Genomic DNA, 18080 nt, shown 5'->3' with positions numbered 1-18080 from the left:
AGATCGCAGTGCGTCAGCCGTTCGGCAGGAACGACTTGCGGATCACCCGGCCGTCGCTTTCGCTCAGGATGGTGGTGCCGCGCTGGTTGCGGATCTGGGCATTGGTCCGCTTGATCATCCCGTGCCGCTTTCCGGCTTGGGCGGCGATAACTTTCCCGGTACCCGTCAGACGGAAGCGTTTCTTCGCTCCCGACTTGGTCTTCATCTTGGGCATTTTGCTCTCCGTGACCGCCATCCGCCGCACGTTGCCGCACGGGGCATTCAGCCTTTTGTTGATATGAGCGATAAGAACCAACACGGCAGCCCTTGTCGCCGGCCGGTTCGAAGGCCGCACTCGTTACAGGACTGACACGCGAAACGCAAGCCGGCTCGCCTTGCAAACCGCCGCGCCCGCCGATCACATTCCGCGCGTCGCCACGTTCATGCTTAAGCCGCCATCTTCCCGCCCGCTCGATCTGCTTTGTTTCCCAATTGAGGCTAACGGCCTCATGCCCATGCGCCCGGCGTGGCCGGGCAGGAGATGACGATGCGGACGCCTTTGCGTTTTTCAGTCCTCGCGGCTGCCCTCGCGGTGGCCAGCCTTGCATTCGGCGCGGCGCCGGCTGGCGCCCAAGCCCTGCGCCTCGGCGCGATGCAGCCCCTCACCGCCAAACAGGCCGGCACCGCCGCCTTTCCCATCGAAAACGTGCAGTACCGACGTGGACCGGGGCGCGGACCCGGGCGCGGCTGGGTCGGACGTCCGATGCTTCAGAATCGCGGCTGGGTCGGGCGTCCGGTGCTTCAGAATCGCGGCTGGGTTGGACGTCCCGGCTGGGGCGGCCGTCCCGGCTGGGCTGGACGTCCTGGCTGGGGTGGCCCCGGTTGGGTCGGACGGCCAGGCTGGGGCCGCCCGGTGGGCTGGGGAGGGGGTTGGGGCTACGCCCCGGGCTGGGGCGGCGCATGGGGGCCGGGCTGGGGCTTCGGCGGAGCCGCATTGGCCACGGGCGTGATCATCGGATCCGAGGCGGCCGCCGCCCCAGGTCCGGTCTCGGCCGACTGGGTGGCCTATTGCGCGAGGCGCTACCGCTCCTACGATCCGCGCAGCGGCACGTTCCTTGGCTATGACGGGCGTCGGCACTCTTGCCCGTGAACCGGGGCGCGCCTTCACACACGCGTGATGATGGTAACCTTTTGCGCACCTGAGCGTTCCCTTCCCGAAGGAGACGTTCACATGCGTAAAACCCTTGCTGTTTTCGCGGCCGCGAGTTTGGCCGCCTCGCTCATGGCGACAGGACTGCAGGCTCAATCGCTGCGGCCGTCATCGGTGGGCGTTGCGGAGAGCGGCGGTCTGGTGACGGATGTGCAATGGCGCGGGGGTCCCCGCGGGCCAGGCTATGGGCCGCACTATGGCCCGGGTTATGGACCCGGCCGGGGTTATTACGGGCCGGGCTATGGCAACAGATACGGCAATTGCGGATGGGGCGGCTGTAATAACAACGGCGGCGCGGTGGCCGCCGGGGTGATAGGCGGGCTGATGCTCGGAGCGGCGGCGGCTAGCGCGGCCCAGGCGAATTCGGGTCCGTCCTCTGGCGACTGGCTGGCCTATTGCTCGTCCAGATATCGCTCGTTCGATGCGCGCACGGGGACCTATCTTGGATATGACGGCCTCCGCCATCCCTGCCAATAAGCCGGAGGGACAAAAGGGGTAGCGGCCAGCCCGCCCGCCCTGCCCGTCCGCAGAAAAACAAAAAGCCCGGATCGATCGATCCGGGCTTTTTCTTTGAACACAGCGACGTCGCTCAGCGGGGCGCGAGGATCATGATCATCTGCCGGCCTTCAAGCATCGGCTCGGCTTCAACCTTGGCGATGGTGGCGACATCGTCCCGCAGCTTCTGCAGCAGCTTGTAGCCGATGTCCTGATGCGCCATCTCGCGGCCGCGGAAGCGCAACGTCACCTTCACCTTGTCGCCTTCTTCGAAGAAACGCTCCATGGAGCGCATCTTCACTTCATAATCATGGGTGTCGATGCCCGGTCGCAGCTTGATTTCCTTGACCTCGACCACTTTCTGCTTTTTGCGAGCCTCGCTGGCCTTCTTCTGGTTCTGATACTTGAACCGGCCGAAATCGAGGATCTTGCAGACGGGCGGGGCGGAATTCGGCGCGATCTCCACGAGATCGAGGCCGGCCTCCTGCGCGAGCAGCAGGGCGTCGCGGATTGCCACAACACCGCGGTTCTGCCCATCCTGATCGATCAGCTGCACTTCGCGGATGCGGATTTCCTCATTGACGCGCGGTCCATCCTTCTCCGGCGCGACGGGTCTCATGGGGCGACGAATGGCGAAAATCTCCTCTGCCATTAAATTGGATCGCAAATGGTAGGGGAATCGGCGCGCCTACCTCACAGAGAAGCGCGCAGCCAGAAGCCCCCGACCAAGAGCGGACACAGAAGATCGTGACTCTGAGGGGCGAAGTCAATAACCAACACCTCGCAAGTGCCGATCTATGCCACTTTCCGGCCGAATCGCTGCATCCTGCCAAGCCCGAGAGCCACAGTTCAGCCGCCTTCGCCCGCCATTCGAGTGAACAGCAGCAGGCCGCCGCTTCGCCGGACGCCGGCCCGCCGCCTTTCCAGGACCCGATGATGACCGAGTTTGCTTCCGCTCTGGGCCGCCTGCTCCGCCACGTGCGGCCGTATGCTGCCGCCGCGCTCTGCCTTGGCGCCGCCCTGCCTGCCGCAACCGGTGTCGCACGGGCCGATGGAAAGCTCGATGCGAAATATTCCCTCTCCGTCGGCGGCGTCGAGATCGGCCGGGCCACACTCGTCGCCGAGGCCACCGGCACAAATTATGAGATTGCCGCGACCGGCCGCATCACGGGCGTGCTGCGCGCGGTCTCCTCGGGCAAGGGCAGCGTCGCGGCCCGCGGCGCCCTCGGCCTCGGCAAGGTGGTGCCACAGGTGTTCGCCGTTGCGGCCGAGGCTGGCGGGAAGGCGGAAGGGGTGCGCTTCGCTGTGGTCAACAACATGGTGCGGGAATTGGCGGTGGAGCCGCCCATCAAGCCCCTCCCCGACCGCGTCGAAATCACCGACGCGAACATGACCAACATCATCGACCCCATGAGCGGCGCCTTCGTCTATGTGCCGGGCACCGTCGATTTGATCTCGGCTGCCGCCTGTGACCGGTCCATTCCGGTATTTGATGGCCGCCAGCGCTATGACATCTCGCTTACCTATCTGCGCACCGAGCAGGTCAAGCTGCCCAAGGGCTATACCGGGCCAGCGGTGGTCTGCCGCGCCGCCTATACCCCGGTCGCCGGCCATCGCCCGACCCGCTACACTGTAAAATACATGCAGGAAAACAAAGAGATGTACGTCTGGCTGGTGCCGGTCGCCGGCACCCGCCTGCTGGCGCCGTTCAAAGTTTCGGTCGCCACCATGATCGGCACGGCGCTGCTGGAGGCGACCGCATTCGAGACCAGCGTGAAGGAAAGCCCGGTTTCGGTTAACGCCCCAAAGCCGCAATAGCGCGGCCTGCGATTTCCCGGAATCGGTTACCGGGAGCGGAGTCCCACTAGCCCTAGTACGGGGTAAACCGGGAACTCTCCCCGACTCTCGATTCGGCCGCGATTCGTTCCACTCCCGTTCTTTTGCGCTTTTCTCCCGCAGCGGCTCAGCCCGCGTTGACTTCGCCCCATGGGCAGGTGTTCCCTGGCCATGCGTGCGTTCGGTCACGCGAGAGGACATCATGGCTAAACGGAGCAAAGCGGGCGAATCGGAACATCTGGCGCTACCGCGCGGTGTCAAATCCCTGGCAGAGGCCAAGGCCTGGATGGTGTCTCGCGGCATCACCGAGATCGAGTGCACCGTGCCGGACCTTGCGGGCGTGGCCCGCGGCAAGATCATGCCGGCCTCCAAGTTCCTCTCCTCGCCGGTGATGAACCTGCCGCTCTCGGTGTTCTTCCAGACCATCTCGGGCGAATATCCCTCCTATGAGGGGCTGGTGGATTCCGTGATCGCGGATTCCGACCTCGTGCTGGAGCCAGACTTCTCCACCCTCTGCTCCGTGCCATGGGCGCAGGACCCGACCGCCCAGATCATCCACAACGCCTATCATCGCGATGGCCGCCCGGTCGAACTGGCGCCGCGTCAGGTGCTGAAGAACGTGCTGGCGCTCTATGCCAAGCGCGGCTGGAAGCCGGTGGTGGCGCCGGAAATCGAATTCTATCTGGTCGAGCCCAATGTGGACCCCGACTATCCCCTGAAGCCGCCGGTCGGGCGCTCGGGCCGGCCGGAGATCGGGCGCCAGTCCTACTCGATCCAGGCGGTCAACGAGTTCGACGCCCTGTTCGAGGACATCTACGATTATTCCGAGGCCCAGGGCCTGGAAATCGACACGCTGATCCACGAGGACGGCGCGGCGCAGATGGAAATCAACCTGCGCCACGGCGACCCGCTGGAGCTGGCGGACCAGGTGTTCCTGTTCAAGCGCACCATCCGCGAGGCGGCGCTCGCCCATAAGATCTACGCTACCTTCATGGCCAAGCCGATCGCCAATGAGCCGGGCAGCGCCATGCACATCCACCAGTCGGTGATTTCGGCGGAGACGGGCAAGAACATCTTTTCCGACGATGATGGCGACCCGACGCCTGAATTCTTCTCCTTCCTCGCCGGGCACCAGAAATACCTGCCCTCGGTCATGTGCATCCTTGCGCCTTACGTGAACTCGTATCGCCGGCTGACCCGCGATTCCATGGCGCCCATCAATGTCCAGTGGGGTTACGACAACCGCACCGCCGGCCTGCGCGTGCCACCCGCCCCGCCCGCCGCCCGCCGGGTGGAAAATCGCGTCCCCTCCTCCGACGCCAATCCCTATCTCGTCATCGCCGCGTCGCTGGCCTGCGGCTATATCGGCATCCAGAAGGGCCTGCGCCCCACAGAGCCCCTGGAAGGCGACGCCAAGGACCTCGACTTCGACCTGCCGCGCGGGCTGCTGGAGGCGGTTGCCGCCTTCGAGGAGAACGAGGATCTGGCCGAAGTACTCGGCAAGAGCTTCATCCGCACCTATGCGGCGGTGAAGCAGGCCGAATTCGAGACCTTCATGCGGGTGATTTCGCCCTGGGAGCGGGAATATCTGCTGCTGAACGTGTGAGGGCTTGCCCGTTCCCCCGCCCCAACCCTCCCCCGCAAGCGGGCGAGGGAGTTTGAACGGCCTCAGTTTGAAGACCCATCCGGAGGCTCGGCGGGTCCCCTCTCCCGCGCGCGGGAGAGGGCTAGGGCGGGGCAGGACGCGATGCAGAGCGAGCTGCCGGGAGGTCTTCATCCGGCCCTGCGGCGAAAGAGCCTCCAGCCTCACCACACAGGGACAGTCATGACGTTCGGCGGCCATCCCAACTCCTGGTATGCGGCAACGGCAACCCCGTTTCCCGAACTGCCGCCGCTGTCCGGTGAAACCCGCGCGGACGTGGTGATCGTCGGCGGCGGCTATACCGGGCTGTCCGCCGCGCTCCATCTCGCGCAAGCCGGTGTGAGCGTGGTGGTGCTGGAAGGCGCTCGGGTCGGCGCCGGCGCCTCGGGGCGCAATGGCGGGCAGATCCACAGCGGCCAGCGGCGCCACCAGGATTATCTGGAACAGGCGCTCGGTCCGGAGGATGCCCGCAAGCTCTGGGATCTCGCGGAGGAGGCCAAGGCCCTGGTTGCCGACCTCATCGCCCGCCATGCCATCGCCTGCGATCTTACGCCGGGCCTGATCACGGCCGACCACAAGCCCAATTTTGTCGCCGAATCCCACGCCTATGGCCGCCATCTCGCCGACACCTACGGCTATCACAAGACCGAACCCCTCGACCGCGACCAGCTCCATGCCCTGGTGGGGGCGCCGGGCTATTATGGTGGGCTGATCGACCATGGCGCGGGCCATCTGCACCCGCTAAATTTCGCCCTCGGCCTTGCCCGCGCGGCACAGGCGGCCGGCGCGCGCATCTTCGAGCACAGCCGCGCGGTGCGCATCACCGAAGGCGCGGGCGTGAGCGTCGAGACCGCCAATGGAACGGTGAAGGCCGATCTCCTGCTGCTGTGTGGCAATGGCCTGATGGACGGGCTCGACCGGCGGGTGGACCATCATGTCATGCCCATCAACAATTACATCGTCGTCACCGAGCCGCTGGGCGAACGGGCGGACGGCATCATTCGCGGCCAGGCGGCGGTGGCGGACAGCCGGTTCGTGATCAATTATTTCCGCATGACGCCGGACCGCCGCCTGCTGTTCGGCGGCGGGGAGAGCTATCGCCGCTCGCTGCGCCCGCAAGTGATGGAATTCGTGCGGCCGTTCATGACCCGCATCTTCCCGCAGTTGGCCGGCGTGAAGCTCGATTACGGCTGGGGCGGCACCCTCGGCATTACCATGACGCGCAACCCCTTCGTGCGCCGCCTCTCGCCCCATGTGCTCGTATCCGCCGGCTATTCCGGCCAGGGCGTGACGCTGGCGCCTTTGTTCGGCAAGATTCTGGCCGAGGCGGTGCGCGGCCAGGTGGGCCGGCTCGATCTGCTGGAGCGCCTGCCCGTCCCTCCCTTCTTCGGTGGCACGCTGCTGCGCTACCCCCTGCTGGTGGCAGGCTTGAGCTATTACGCGCTGCGGGACCGGCTTTAGGGGGAGCGGGTATCGAGGAGAAGGGCCGCTGCGCGGGAGTCGTTGCGCTGGGTCCCGGCTCGCATTGCGCTGGCGCTCCATGCGTCCGGGACGCGAAAGCCGCCCTCGTGTCCCAGCCGACTGAAGCGGAGCGTAGCGTAGTGGAAGGAGAGCCGGGACCCAGCGCAAAACTCCGCCGCAGGCGCCCTTATTTCAGCAGATCCTCCGCAAGCTCCATCCTCACTCCGGCAGCGGAATGAACTCGTGCTCCCCCGGCACATGGGCGAAACGGCCGCTCTTCCAATCTTCCTTCGCCTGCTCGATGCGCTCCTTGCGGGAAGAAACAAAATTCCACCAGAGATAGCGCGGCCCCTCCAGCGCCGTGCCGCCGAGGAACATCATGCGGGCGGCGGTGCGGGCGCGCACCGTGATGCGGTCGCCGGGACGGAAGATCAGCAGGCGCGGGCCTTCGAACACGTCGCCGGCGATCTCGATCTCGCCGGAAACCACATAGATCGCCCGCTCCTCGGTGTCGGCGTCCAGCGGCGCGCTCGCGCCCGGCTGCAAGGCCACTTCCGCATAGAGCCAATCGGAGAGCATGCCCACCGGCGAGCGCCGGCCGAAGGCCGAGCCGGCGATCACGCGGGCCCACACGCCCGTATCCTCGATCACCGGGAGGTCGGTGGAGGCGAAATGCTGGAACGAGGGATCGGTTTCCTCATGGGCGGCGGGCAGCGCGATCCAGCTCTGGATGCCGTACATGGCGCCGGCGGCATTGCCCTGGCGCGCGTCCAGGGGCGAGCGCTCGGAATGGGCGATGCCGCGCCCGGCGGTCATGAGGTTCATGGCGCCGGGGGTGATCTCCAGCGCATTGCCCTCGCTGTCGCGGTGCATGATCTTGCCGTCGAACAGATAGGTCACGGTGGCAAGGCCGATATGGGGATGGGGCCGCACGTCGAGCCCCTGGCCGGCCACGAACTGCACCGGCCCCATCTGATCGAAGAAGATGAACGGGCCGACCATCTGGCGTTTGCCGTGGGGCAGTGCGCGGCGCACGGAAAAGCCGTCGCCGAGGTCGCGCACGCGCGGCACGATCACAAGATCGAGCGCATCGCAGGAGGGCGCATCGCCCAGCACCGGGTCGGAGGACGGCATCCAGCTCATAATCAGCTCCCGCGCACGGTTTTCACGTGTCCCATGGTGCCACGGCGGAAACAAAAAGGCACCCGCCGCCGGCCTCCTGCGAAGGTGACGCCGATCCCAAAAGCGTGACACAAAGAGCCGCACAAATGGCCGGCGCAGTGTGCTGGAGCCTGATCCACCCAGGTTGACCCGACCTGAGCGCTGAATCAGTCTCTAACACCATGATGGAGACCGTTTACCGATCAGATTGCGAGGCAATCTGGTGGGACCGGGCTCCAGCGAACAGGGAGCATGGGATGCGGTGGCTCGTGAGGCTCTCGGTCGTCGCGGTGGCGGCCCTGCTGCTGCTTCTGGCCGGCGTCGTGGCGGTCACACAATTGCCCGGCTTCGCCGCGTACCGGCAGGATCTGGCGGAACGCCTCCTGCGTGACGCGGTGGGTCCGGATGTGGACGTGCGCGGTACCGTGACCGTCGAGCTGCTTCCCCGTTTCGCCGCCAGATTCGGCGATGTCACGGTGCTGGACCTGGCGGGCGCCGGCGTCGAGCTGCATCTGGAAAATGTCGCCCTCGCCCTGGCCGATTATTCCGCCCTGCTGACCGGCATTTCGGTGGAGACCGTCGAGGTCGTGGGGGTGCGCGTGCTCCTGCCGGTGGCGTCCGCGCCCCCTGCCGCCGGAACGGGAGCCGGTGCGCAGCTTCCCGCCGCCGACGCCCCGCTGGACAGCGACGATCCCACGGCCCGGCCGGTCAGCGCACGCATCGTCGGCGTGCTGACGGCGGTGCCCCATGTGGAGGTCCGCGACCTGCTGCTGGAAGAGGCCCATGATCCGCAGGGGTGGAACTTCGCCCTGCATGTGGACGACCTGTCCAGCACCTATGACGCCGTGGCCGGCGCCCAGCGGCTTGTCGCAACCGGCACTTACAACAGCGAGAGGGTCACCCTCAACGGCACCCTCGACCGTGAGGCAAAGCCGGCGGACGGGCGCTATGGCGCGCAGCTCAGCCTCGCGACGCGCGGGCTCGACCTGGAGATCACCGGCTCGTCGGCCTCGGATCTGTTCGACCGGGACATCACCGTCCAGGTGGCGGCGAACGCGCCGAGCATCGGCGATCTGATGCAGCTCCTTTCCCTCGCCCGGACAGAGGAAGGCACGGCGAAGCTCGACTTCACGCTCGCCGGCGATCCCGGCGCCTTGGCGATCAAGGACCTGGCGTTCGCCGCCACCCTGACCGAGGGCGAAACACTCACCATCCGGGGCGGCCTTGCCAATGTGGAGACAGGCTCCGGCCTCTCCCTCAGCTTCCACTCGGACCTGCTGCCGCCCGGCACCACCCCGCCGGTGGCGGCCGGGCTGCGGGACATCGTCATCACCGGCCTTTCCGGCTTCCTGGAAGGGGACATGAACCAGCTCGTGCTGCGCGAGATGCTGATCCAGACCAACGCCTTCGAGCAGGCGATCCGCGAAGTCGGCCCGATCTCGGTGGGGTCGGTGGAGCGCACCGAAAAGGGGGAAATCCGCCTGCGGGACATCGCCCTCCAGGCCGGGCCGCGCGACCGTCCGGTGTTTCGCCTTGCCGGCACGGTGGACAATATCCTGGAGCTGGCCGGCGTGAAGCTCTCCGGGGCGGTGAATATTCCCATGGCCGATCTGCTGGTCGCCCCCGGCACCGGCCTCGGCCGGCTGGTGGGCACCCTTGAAGTGTCGGACGCCGACGGCACCATCGGCGTGGACGCGCTGGACGGCGGCATCCAGGACAGCAGCATTATGACCGGCACCCTCTCGCTGGTGCGCGATGACACGGCCGGCCCCCAGACCACCCACGAAGTCCGCCTTGCCAGCGCGCTGACCATTCCCGATTTCGGTGCATTCGCGGCACAGATGGGCGTGACCTCATCGTCCAATGCCAAAGTGGTGTTCAAAGGCGAACTCACGGCCAGCGCTGAAAGCCTCAAGGCCGAGGGCAAGGCGAGCCTTGGACAGACCGACATCACCGGGGTCCTGTCCAGTTCCCTCGCCCCGGGCCGCACCTTGTTCGAAGGCCGGCTTGCATCCCCGCTGGTGCATGTGGACGAACTCACCGCGCTGGTGGAAGCCTCGCGCGATACCGCGGAGGCGGATCGCGCGCGCCGCAGCGGGGCTATCGGAAAATCAGACCCGCAGATCGACCTCTCCCGTCTGGTGGACCTCGATATCGCCATCGCCGCCGACCGGCTCTACAGCGCCAGCGACGCCGCGAGCGGTCTCAAGGCGCGACTGACGCTGAACAAGGGAATGGCGCGGCTCGATCCGTTCGCGGCCTCCTACATGGGCGGGCGCATCAACGCGGCGCTACAGAGCGACCTCACCGCCACCCCGCCGCTGGTGCGTGGCAAGGGATCGGTGGACGGCTGGCCGCTCTCCACCTTCCTCAATAAATCCAACGTCGGCTTCGCCACCCAGGGCCGGCTCAAGCTCGCGTTCGATCTTTCGGTCGACCCCTCCTCCGATTCCGCGCTGATGCGCACGCTGAACGGCACGCTCTCGGTGGGCCTGACGGGCGGACGGCTCGCCACCGGAAAGCTCGATCTCGCCGGCCTCGGCATTATCGGCGGTCTGTTCAACGAGGCGGTGCGCAGCGACAGCACGGCACTGCGCTGCGTGAGCGCGCCGCTGACCTTCACCGCCGGGGTCGGGAAAACCGCGCCGGTGGTGGTGATCGAGACCGACCATGTGCGCGTGGTCGCGCGCGGCACGGTCAATCTGCCGCGCAATACCCTCGACTTCTATGCCGAACCGCGCCCGCTGAACGGCAGGGAGAGCGATCTCGGCTATCCCTTCTCCATCTCCGGCCCCATCAGCGGCCCGAGCGTCACGACGGTGCCCGTTCAGCCGAACTCCAAGCTCTATCGGCTCGGCGCCGGCTGCAAGCGCCGTGCGTGATGGGGGCCGCATGGCCGGCGCGTGACACGTCGCCGGCGCTTTACAGCACCGTGGAGGCAGCCTCGGGCGAATGGCTCAGCGCATGGGCCATGTATTCGAGCGCGCCGCGCACCTTCTCCCGGCTCACCGGACCGCCGAGGCACACCCGCGCGGCTTCCGGCGGGCAGCCATCGGCGGCGAAGGCATCGCTTGCCACGATGCCGATGCCGGTGGAGCGCATGTGGCCGACGAAGGCGGAGCGGGTCCAGGGCTCGGGCAGTTCGATCCAGAGATTGAAGCTCAAAGGATCGGCGCGGAACGTGCCGGCGGGCAGGATCTGCGCCGCCAGGGTCTGGCGCGCAGCGGTCTCGGCGCGGATGAAGCGCAGGATGCTGTCTGCCGTGCCGTCCTCGATCCAGCGGGTGGCGAGCGCGACGGTCAAGGGCGAGGCCATGACGTTGGCGGCCCGGATGGCGGCGGCGAACGGCCAGCCGGCGCGCACCTCCGGCACCAGCACATAAGCGGTGCGCAGGCCCGCGCCGATGCATTTGGCAAGGCCGGCGATGTGCCAGGTGATGTCGGGCGCCAAAGCCGCGAACGGGGCGATGCGCTGCACCGGGATGAAGCCATAGGCGTCATCCTCCACGATCGGCACGCTGAAGCGCCGGGCCACGGCGGCGATGGCGGCGCGGCGGCCCTCGGGAATGGTGAGGGTGGTGGGGTTCTGAAGCGTGGGATTGAGATAGAGCGCCTTGGGCGCCAGCCGCGCGCAGGCGTCGGCGAACGCATCGGGATCTATCCCTTCGCCGTCCATCGGCAACCCGACAAGGCGCAGGCCGAGCTGGGCGGCGATGGAGCGCGTGCCGGGATAGGTAAGGCTCTCGCACAGCACCGTATCGCCGGGCTTCGCCAGCAGGCCGAGAATGCCCATCAAGGCGGAATGGGCGCCGGGGGTGACGAAAATCCGCTCCTGCGCCGGCACGAGGCCGCGCCGGCTGAGCCAGGCGGAGGCGGCATCCTTATCGGCGGGCGACCCGCCGAAGCCCTGGTAGCGCAGCAGCGAGACCAGATCGCGGCTCACTTGTACCACACCCTCCTGCATGCGCTCGATCAGGGCCGGGTCGTCCGGCTCGGGCGGCAGGTTCATGGAGAGATCGGCCGGCTCGGGCCGGTTGCCGCGGGCAGGCGTCGCGGCCGGGCGGCTGGGCGGGCGCACGAACGTGCCCTGCCCCACGCGCGATTCCACCAGCCCGCGCTTCTGCGCCTCCACATAGCCGCGCGCGACCGTCGTGAAATCCACCGACAGCCGATCCGCCAGCTTGCGCTGCGGCGGCAGGCGATCGCCGGCGGAAAGGCGCCCGGCGCGGATATCCTCGGCGATGATATCGGCGATGGCGAGGTAGCGCGGCTTGTCGCTGCGCGTCAGGTCCGGCGTCCAGTCAACCATGGCGGGGGTCTTCAATCCTTCGTGCGCGAGCGCGAACCGCTTTGCGTCCCTTCAAAATTGACTGTATAGTGTTGCATCGCTTGCTTGTCACCTCCGGGAACATCCGAGGCGCGTGTTTCATTGTCGCGGTCGCGCTGAAGCAGTGCTTGCAAATGATGCAGGGACTGCCTGAGCCAAATGCATGGCGCCCACCCCTTAAGCAGTTGATGGCACCGCCGGATCTTCAAATTGAATGTATTATTGACTGCGTATATTTGATATCATTGACTGTTTAAAGAAGCGAAAAAATTGGCACATTGATTGCAAATCTCCTCGTCAGCCCCGCACACACGGGGCACCCCAACGAGGAGTTTCGCGCATGCCAGCCGTGACCGCGCCCGCCCACCAGAAGGGTGATTTTTTCGTCGATTACGAGGACAAGAAGTTCGAGGACGTCAAAGCGCTGCCCGGCGAGAAGGCGCTCGTCACCTTCCACACCGTGGCGTTCGAAGGCTCCATCGGCTTCGTCAATCTGCTCCAGGCCACCCGCCTCAAGCGCAAGGGCTTCGAGACTTCGATCCTGCTCTACGGCCCCGGCGTGACGCTGGGCGTGCAGCGCGGCTTCCCCAAGCTCGGCGACGAGGCCTTTCCCGGCCATATGAACTTCAACAACCAGCTCACCAAATTCATGGAAGAGGGCGGCAAGGTCTATGCCTGCCGGTTCGCGCTCCAGGCCTTGTACGGCCACGGCGAGCCCTCGCTGATCCCCGGCATCACCCCCATCAGCCCGCTGGACGTGCTGGACCTGGTGCTGCTCCACCGCCGGGACAACGCCTTCATCCTCGACACCTGGACCCTCTGAACCCGGTTCAAAGCCGCATGTGAGGAGGCGAAGATGCCCAAAGAGACCAAGATCCGCGTGGCCGCGGTGCAGATCGCACCCGATCTCGACACCCTGGAAGGGACGCTCACGCGCGTCCTCGCCGCCATCGCGGAGGCGGCGGAAAAGGGCGCCGGGCTGGTGGTCTTCCCCGAGACCTTCCTGCCCTGGTACCCCTATTTCTCCTTCGTGCACCCGCCGGTGCTCACGGGCGCCGAGCATCTTCGCCTCTACGACAATGCGGTCATCGTCCCCGGTCCGGTGACCGATGCGGTCTCCGCCGCCGCGCGGCGCCATGCCATCGTCGTGGTGCTGGGCGTGAACGAGCGCGACCACGGTTCGCTCTACAACGCCCAGCTCATCTTCGACGCCGACGGCACGCTGCTGCTGAAGCGGCGCAAGCTCACCCCGACCTTCCACGAACGCATGATCTGGGGCCAGGGCGACGGTGCCGGCCTCAAGGTGGTCGACACCGCCGTCGGCCGGGTCGGGGCGCTGGCCTGTTGGGAGCATTACAACCCCCTCGCCCGCTACGCCTTGATGGCGCAGCACGAGGAGATCCATGTCGCGCAATTCCCCGGCTCGCTCGTGGGGCCGATCTTTGCCGACCAGATCGAAGTCACCATCCGCCACCACGCTTTGGAGAGCGGCTGCTTCGTAGTCAACGCCACCGGCTGGCTGACGGACGAGCAGATCGCCCGCATCTCCCCCGACGAGAGGCTCCGCAAGGGCCTCACCGGCGGCTGCATGACCGCGATCATCTCGCCCGAGGGCGCCCATGTGGTGCCCCCGCTCACATCCGGCGAGGGCATTCTGATCGCCGATATCGACCTCGCGCTGATCACCAAGCGCAAGCGGATGATGGATTCGGTCGGCCATTACGCCCGCCCCGAACTGCTCAGCCTCACTCTCGACAACCGGCCCGCCGTGCCCATGCACACGGTTTCGCACGCGGCCGCCGATTTTCCGCCCTTCCCCGCCTTCGGGAGCGCCAGCGATGAAACAGACGATGCCCAATTCCGCCGCCATGGCGCCCCTGCCGACGGCGCAGTTCATCAACGAATTGCAGTCCTTGGGGGCAAGGCTCGTTGATCCCAAGGCCGGCGCGGAAAGCCGGCGCGGCGGGGCCGGGCCTTCGGACCACAAGGCGCTCACCCTCGACGGCATGACCGTGATGGTGCCGGTGCACACCGCGCCCGCCTTCGAAAGCCCCTATCTGGTGGAGAAGCCGGACGCCTTCGGCAACAGCCGCATCACCCGCGACGGCGTGCCGATCGCGCAGGTGAGCTTTCCCATGCGCCCGCGCTTCTACGATCTGAGCACCGCCGACGGCATCCCCTATTCCAAGATCGCCGTGCTGCATGGACGCGACGTGCTCGCCACCACGGTGCTGCAAAGCTGCATCCGCTTTCAAAGCCGCACCAAGACCTGCCAATTCTGCGCCATCGGCCAGTCGCTGGCGGCGGGGCGGACCATCGAGCGAAAGACCCCGGCGCAGCTCGCCGAGGTGGCGAAGGCCGCCGTCGCGCTGGACGGCGTGAAGCACATGGTAATGACCACCGGCACCCCGCCGGGCAAGGATCGCGGCGCTGAGATCCTCACCGAGAGCGCGGCGGCGGTGAAGGCGGCCGTGAACCTGCCGATCCAGGCCCAGTGCGAGCCGCCGGACGACGATGCCTGGTTCGCCCGCATGCGCGACGCCGGCGTCGATGCGCTCGGCATGCATCTGGAAGCGGTCACGCAAGGCGTGCGCGAACGCATCATGCCCGGCAAGGCGCAGGTCTCGCTGGAGCGCTATTTCTCGGCGTTTGAGGCGGCCGTGCCCGTGTTCGGGCGCGGGCAGGTCTCCACCTATATCCTCGCCGGGCTCGGCGACAGCGTCGAAGACATCCTCGCCATGTGCGCGCGACTGGTCGCGCTGGGGGTCTATCCCTTCGTGGTGCCGTTCGTGCCCATCTCCGGCACGCCGCTGGAAAGCCACTCCACGCCTTCCCCGGCCTTCATGCACGCCATTCTCAAGCCGCTCGCCCGCATGCTGGTGGAGGGCGGGCTGAAGTCCGTGGACATCAAGGCCGGCTGCGGCAAGTGCGGCGCCTGCTCGGCGCTCTCCACCTATGAGCGGGGAGGCTGTGCGTGATGTTCGAGCCCTTCAAGCCGTTCCTCGCATCCGAATTCCAGGTGAAGCACGCGACCGAGGCGTGGGAGCGCGCGGGCGCCGCCCATCTGCGCCGCACCGTGTTCTGCACCGAGCAGGGCCTGTTCGGCACCGATGATCGCGACACCATCGACGATGTGGCGACCCCCATCGTCGCTGTCTCGTTCCTCGGCGTCGCGGCGCATGACGTGGTGGGCACGGTGCGCATCCACGAAGAGACGCCCGGCGTGTGGTGGGGCTCGCGGCTCGCGGTGGCGGAAGATTATCGCAAGGTCGGCGCGCTCGGCGCGTCGCTCATCCGCCTCGCTGTGTCCACCGCCCATGCACAGGGGTGCCGGCAGTTCCTGGCCAATGTGCAGGCGCAGAACCTGCTGCTGTTCCGCCGCATGCGCTGGCGCAGCGTGGCGGAATTCGACCTGCACGGCCGGCCCCATCATCGCATGGAGGCGGACCTTGCCTATTATCCCCCAATCTCCAGCGGCGCGACGGGCTTCGTCGCCTTGCCCCGGCGGGCCGCGTCATGATCGAGACCCGCGCCTTCGCCGAACTCGCCGCACGCCTGCGCGCGGGCGCCGGGCTTGCGGCCAAGCGCGACATAAGCGCGGTGGCGGCGCGGCTCGGGCTTTCCGCCTCCGCCGTGCCGGTGGGCGACGATTGCGCGGCGATTCCGGATGGCGACGAGTTCCTGCTGCTCGCCATCGAAGGCTTCATGAACGCGTTCGTGGCCGGCGATCCCTGGTTCGCCGGCTGGTGCGGGGCGATGGTGAACATCTCCGACGTCGCCGCCATGGGCGGGCGCCCCCTCGCCATCGTGGATGCGGTGTGGGCCGATGGAGAGGACGGCGCGGCGCCGGTGCTGGAGGGCCTGCGCGCGGCCGCGCAGGCCTTCGGCGTGCCGCTGGTGGGTGGCCATTCCAACCTGAAGAGCGAACATGGCCAGCTTTCCGTCGCCATCCTCGGGCGGGCGAAAAAGCTGCTCACCTCCTTCGACGCCAAGCCGGGCGAAACGCTGATTGCCGCCGTGGACCTGCGCGGACGCTATCGCGAGCCCTTCGCCAATTGGGAAGCGGCCACCGCCGCGCCGCCCGCGCGCCTGCGCGGCGATATCGAACTGCTGCCGCAGATCGCCGAAGCCGGGCTGTCGCGCGCCGCGAAGGACATCAGCCAAGCCGGCATGATCGGCACCGCCGCCATGCTGGCGGAATGTTCCGGCATCGGCCTTGAGATCGACCTTGCCGCCATCCCCTGCCCCGCGGGCGTCGACCTCACGCGCTGGCTGCTGAGCTTTCCAAGCTTCGGCTATCTGCTGTCCGTCGCCCCCGCCGACGTGGATGCGGTGATCGCCCGCTTCACCGCGCGCGGCATCGCCGCCGCCGCCATCGGCACCGCCGTCGCGGGGCGCACCGTGGCGCTGAACCAGGGCGGCGCACGCGAGGTGATCTGGGATTTCGCCGCCCGTCCGCTCATCGGCTGCGGGCCGCTGGAGATCGCGTCATGAACGCCGCCTTTCCCTCCCCCGCCCGGACGCTGCGCATCGCGCTGCTCGCCCATTCCACCAATCCGCGCGGCGGCGTGGTGCATGCGCTGGAACTGGGGGATGCTTTGGCCCGCCTCGGCCACGAGGTGACGGTGCACGCGCCCGACGCGAAGGGAACCGGCTTCTTCCGCGAAACCCTGTGCCGCACGCTGAGCATCCCCGCCTCTCCGGTGGGCACGGATATGACGGAAATGGTGAAGATCCGCGTCGCGGATTATGTCCGCCATTTCGAGAACGCCGCCCACCGCGCCTTCGACATCTTCCACGCCCAGGACGGCATTTCCGGCAATGCGCTGGCGACCCTGAAGGAACAAGGCCTCATCCGCGCCTTCGCCCGCACGGTGCACCATGTGGACACCTTCGCCGATCGCGCGCTGATGGACCTTCAAACCCGCGCCATGGTGCACGCCGACCGCCTCCTGGTGGTGAGCCGCACCTGGCAGCAGGAGCTTTTCCAAAAGCTCGGCCGGCGTGCCGATATCGTCGGCAATGGCGTCGATACCGCCCGCTTCTCCCCCGTGCCCGATGGGCGGGAGGACGCCCTGCGCGCCTGCTTCGCCCTCGGCGCCGGGCCTGTCTTCCTCGCGGTCGGCGGGGTGGAGGCGCGCAAGAACAGCGTGCGGCTGCTGGAAGCCTTCGCGCGCGTCCATGCTGAGATTCCCACGGCGCAATTGGTGATCGCGGGCGGTGCCTCGCTGCTGGACCATCACAGCGAGCAGCACGCCTTCGCGCTTGCTCTGGAACGGCGCGCGCTGCCGCAGGGCGCCGTCATCCGCACGGGGCCGCTGGCGCAGGCGGACATGCCGGCGCTCTATCGCATCGCCGATACGCTCGCCTTCCCCTCGCTGAAGGAAGGCTTCGGCCTCGTGGTGCTCGAGGCCATGGCGAGCGGCGTGCCGGTGGCCACCTCGCGCATCGCGCCCTTCACCGAATATCTCGGCGCCGACGACGTCACATGGTGCGACCCGCTGGACATCATCTCCATCGCCGACGCGCTCCTGCGAACGCTCGATGCCACCACCCGCGCCCGCCTGATCGCCAATGGCACGCGGATCGCCGCCCGCCACGACTGGGCCGCAACGGCGCAGGCCCACCTTGCCGCCTATGCCCAGCTTCTGGCGCCCACCGATCTGGAGCCGATCCATGCCTGAAATGCGCTTCCACATCCGCTGGCCCGACGGGACGAAGGAGGCCTGCTATTCGCCTTCCCTCGTCATCAAGGACCATTTCGCCCCCGGCGAAAGCTATGCCCTCGCCGATTTCCTCGCGAAGAGCCGCGACGCCCTCACCACCGCCAGCGAGCGGGTGCGGGCGAAATACGGGATGCCCTGCTCCCTCGCGCTGGGCCAGCTCGCGCGCATCGAGGCCACCGGCCGCGCCTTTTCAACCCTTCCCGACGCCCGCGTCAGCATCGACGCCTTCGAAGACTGATCGGAG

17 protein-coding genes are annotated in these 18080 nt (G+C 67.3%); 13 read left to right on the top strand and 4 right to left on the bottom strand.

Going from position 1 to position 18080, the window contains the following annotated elements; all coding sequences use genetic code 11:
* Positions 1-13: 13 nt before the first annotated feature.
* Positions 14-214, bottom strand: a complete 201-nt coding sequence (rpmI, locus tag V5F77_RS06035; protein ID WP_394067611.1) for a 50S ribosomal protein L35 — start codon at positions 212-214, stop codon at positions 14-16.
* A 312-nt stretch (positions 215-526) separates the two neighbouring features.
* Here rpmI and V5F77_RS06030 point away from each other — a divergent pair, with 312 nt between their 5' ends.
* Entirely contained in the window at positions 527-1129 is a 603-nt protein-coding gene (locus tag V5F77_RS06030; protein ID WP_429004433.1) for a BA14K family protein, read from the top strand.
* 81 nt (positions 1130-1210) lie between these two features.
* Positions 1211-1666 (top strand): BA14K family protein, encoded by a 456-nt coding sequence (locus V5F77_RS06025; RefSeq protein ID WP_429004432.1) that lies wholly within the window; start codon positions 1211-1213, stop codon positions 1664-1666.
* A gap of 112 nt (positions 1667-1778) precedes the next feature.
* Here V5F77_RS06025 and infC read toward each other — a convergent pair whose 3' ends face one another.
* The gene (gene infC / locus V5F77_RS06020) at positions 1779-2303 is read right to left on the bottom strand and encodes a translation initiation factor IF-3 (RefSeq protein WP_429004431.1); all 525 of its coding nucleotides are present in this window, start codon (positions 2301-2303) and stop codon (positions 1779-1781) included.
* Between the two features lie 128 nt (positions 2304-2431).
* Here infC and V5F77_RS06015 point away from each other — a divergent pair, with 128 nt between their 5' ends.
* The 3 genes from V5F77_RS06015 (at position 2432) to V5F77_RS06005 (ending at position 6623) form a co-directional block, all read left to right on the top strand.
* A complete protein-coding gene (locus tag V5F77_RS06015; RefSeq protein WP_429004430.1) occupies positions 2432-3502 on the top strand; it encodes a DUF3108 domain-containing protein in 1071 nt (356 codons plus the stop codon).
* A 220-nt stretch (positions 3503-3722) separates the two neighbouring features.
* Positions 3723-5126, top strand: a complete 1404-nt coding sequence (locus tag V5F77_RS06010) for a glutamine synthetase family protein (RefSeq protein WP_429004429.1) — start codon at positions 3723-3725, stop codon at positions 5124-5126.
* A gap of 219 nt (positions 5127-5345) precedes the next feature.
* Positions 5346-6623 carry an NAD(P)/FAD-dependent oxidoreductase gene (locus V5F77_RS06005; protein ID WP_429004428.1) on the top strand — a complete coding sequence of 426 codons (1278 nt, stop codon included), beginning with the start codon at positions 5346-5348 and terminating at the stop codon, positions 6621-6623.
* A 219-nt stretch (positions 6624-6842) separates the two neighbouring features.
* Here V5F77_RS06005 and V5F77_RS06000 read toward each other — a convergent pair whose 3' ends face one another.
* A complete protein-coding gene (locus V5F77_RS06000; protein WP_429004427.1) occupies positions 6843-7766 on the bottom strand; it encodes a pirin family protein in 924 nt (307 codons plus the stop codon).
* Between the two features lie 275 nt (positions 7767-8041).
* Between V5F77_RS06000 and V5F77_RS05995 the strand changes: the two genes are divergently transcribed.
* A complete protein-coding gene (locus tag V5F77_RS05995) occupies positions 8042-10666 on the top strand; it encodes an AsmA family protein (protein ID WP_429004426.1) in 2625 nt (874 codons plus the stop codon).
* 40 nt (positions 10667-10706) lie between these two features.
* On the opposite strand, the gene V5F77_RS05990 is transcribed toward V5F77_RS05995, so the two are convergent.
* Positions 10707-12092: an aminotransferase-like domain-containing protein gene (locus V5F77_RS05990; protein ID WP_429004425.1), complete on the bottom strand. Its 1386-nt coding sequence runs from the start codon at positions 12090-12092 to the stop codon at positions 10707-10709.
* 358 nt (positions 12093-12450) lie between these two features.
* Here V5F77_RS05990 and V5F77_RS05985 point away from each other — a divergent pair, with 358 nt between their 5' ends.
* Genes V5F77_RS05985 through V5F77_RS05955 form a run of 7 tightly spaced genes read left to right on the top strand, consistent with a single transcriptional unit; the run spans position 12451 to position 18074 of the window.
* Positions 12451-12933, top strand: coding sequence for an MSMEG_0572/Sll0783 family nitrogen starvation response protein (locus V5F77_RS05985; RefSeq protein ID WP_012168604.1), 483 nt, complete (start codon positions 12451-12453; stop codon positions 12931-12933).
* Between the two features lie 33 nt (positions 12934-12966).
* Positions 12967-14043 carry a Nit6803 family nitrilase gene (locus V5F77_RS05980; RefSeq protein WP_429004424.1) on the top strand — a complete coding sequence of 359 codons (1077 nt, stop codon included), beginning with the start codon at positions 12967-12969 and terminating at the stop codon, positions 14041-14043.
* Positions 13979-15088 (top strand): MSMEG_0568 family radical SAM protein, encoded by a 1110-nt coding sequence (locus V5F77_RS05975; RefSeq protein WP_429004591.1) that lies wholly within the window; start codon positions 13979-13981, stop codon positions 15086-15088. Before V5F77_RS05980 ends, V5F77_RS05975 begins: the two co-directional genes overlap by 65 nt.
* Positions 15085-15630: an MSMEG_0567/Sll0786 family nitrogen starvation N-acetyltransferase gene (locus V5F77_RS05970; RefSeq protein WP_429004423.1), complete on the top strand. Its 546-nt coding sequence runs from the start codon at positions 15085-15087 to the stop codon at positions 15628-15630. Before V5F77_RS05975 ends, V5F77_RS05970 begins: the two co-directional genes overlap by 4 nt.
* Positions 15627-16604, top strand: coding sequence for a sll0787 family AIR synthase-like protein (locus tag V5F77_RS05965; protein ID WP_429004422.1), 978 nt, complete (start codon positions 15627-15629; stop codon positions 16602-16604). The genes V5F77_RS05970 and V5F77_RS05965 overlap by 4 nt, the downstream gene beginning before the upstream one ends.
* Positions 16601-17794: an MSMEG_0565 family glycosyltransferase gene (locus V5F77_RS05960; RefSeq protein WP_429004421.1), complete on the top strand. Its 1194-nt coding sequence runs from the start codon at positions 16601-16603 to the stop codon at positions 17792-17794. Before V5F77_RS05965 ends, V5F77_RS05960 begins: the two co-directional genes overlap by 4 nt.
* Positions 17787-18074: an MSMEG_0570 family nitrogen starvation response protein gene (locus tag V5F77_RS05955; RefSeq protein WP_429004420.1), complete on the top strand. Its 288-nt coding sequence runs from the start codon at positions 17787-17789 to the stop codon at positions 18072-18074. Before V5F77_RS05960 ends, V5F77_RS05955 begins: the two co-directional genes overlap by 8 nt.
* Positions 18075-18080 lie beyond the last annotated feature (6 nt).

Origin of the sequence: Roseixanthobacter psychrophilus, assembly GCF_043195195.1 — a bacterium.
Classification (GTDB): domain Bacteria; phylum Pseudomonadota; class Alphaproteobacteria; order Rhizobiales; family Xanthobacteraceae; genus NCEH01.
Note: the sequence above shows the minus strand (reverse complement) of the source record. Positions and strands in the feature narration are given on the sequence as shown.

Coding starts and splice junctions, on each gene's coding strand:
- V5F77_RS06025 (WP_429004432.1), top strand. CDS start 1,211: ATGCGTAAAACCCTTGCTGTTTTCGCGGCCGCGAGTTTGGCCGCCTCG.
- V5F77_RS06000 (WP_429004427.1), bottom strand. CDS start 7,766: ATGAGCTGGATGCCGTCCTCCGACCCGGTGCTGGGCGATGCGCCCTCC.
- V5F77_RS06005 (WP_429004428.1), top strand. CDS start 5,346: ATGACGTTCGGCGGCCATCCCAACTCCTGGTATGCGGCAACGGCAACC.
- V5F77_RS05985 (WP_012168604.1), top strand. CDS start 12,451: ATGCCAGCCGTGACCGCGCCCGCCCACCAGAAGGGTGATTTTTTCGTC.
- V5F77_RS05980 (WP_429004424.1), top strand. CDS start 12,967: ATGCCCAAAGAGACCAAGATCCGCGTGGCCGCGGTGCAGATCGCACCC.
- rpmI (WP_394067611.1), bottom strand. CDS start 214: ATGCCCAAGATGAAGACCAAGTCGGGAGCGAAGAAACGCTTCCGTCTG.
- V5F77_RS06010 (WP_429004429.1), top strand. CDS start 3,723: ATGGCTAAACGGAGCAAAGCGGGCGAATCGGAACATCTGGCGCTACCG.
- V5F77_RS05995 (WP_429004426.1), top strand. CDS start 8,042: ATGCGGTGGCTCGTGAGGCTCTCGGTCGTCGCGGTGGCGGCCCTGCTG.
- V5F77_RS06030 (WP_429004433.1), top strand. CDS start 527: ATGCGGACGCCTTTGCGTTTTTCAGTCCTCGCGGCTGCCCTCGCGGTG.
- infC (WP_429004431.1), bottom strand. CDS start 2,303: ATGAGACCCGTCGCGCCGGAGAAGGATGGACCGCGCGTCAATGAGGAA.
- V5F77_RS05960 (WP_429004421.1), top strand. CDS start 16,601: ATGAACGCCGCCTTTCCCTCCCCCGCCCGGACGCTGCGCATCGCGCTG.
- V5F77_RS05990 (WP_429004425.1), bottom strand. CDS start 12,092: ATGGTTGACTGGACGCCGGACCTGACGCGCAGCGACAAGCCGCGCTAC.
- V5F77_RS05975 (WP_429004591.1), top strand. CDS start 13,979: ATGGCGCCCCTGCCGACGGCGCAGTTCATCAACGAATTGCAGTCCTTG.
- V5F77_RS05955 (WP_429004420.1), top strand. CDS start 17,787: ATGCCTGAAATGCGCTTCCACATCCGCTGGCCCGACGGGACGAAGGAG.
- V5F77_RS05965 (WP_429004422.1), top strand. CDS start 15,627: ATGATCGAGACCCGCGCCTTCGCCGAACTCGCCGCACGCCTGCGCGCG.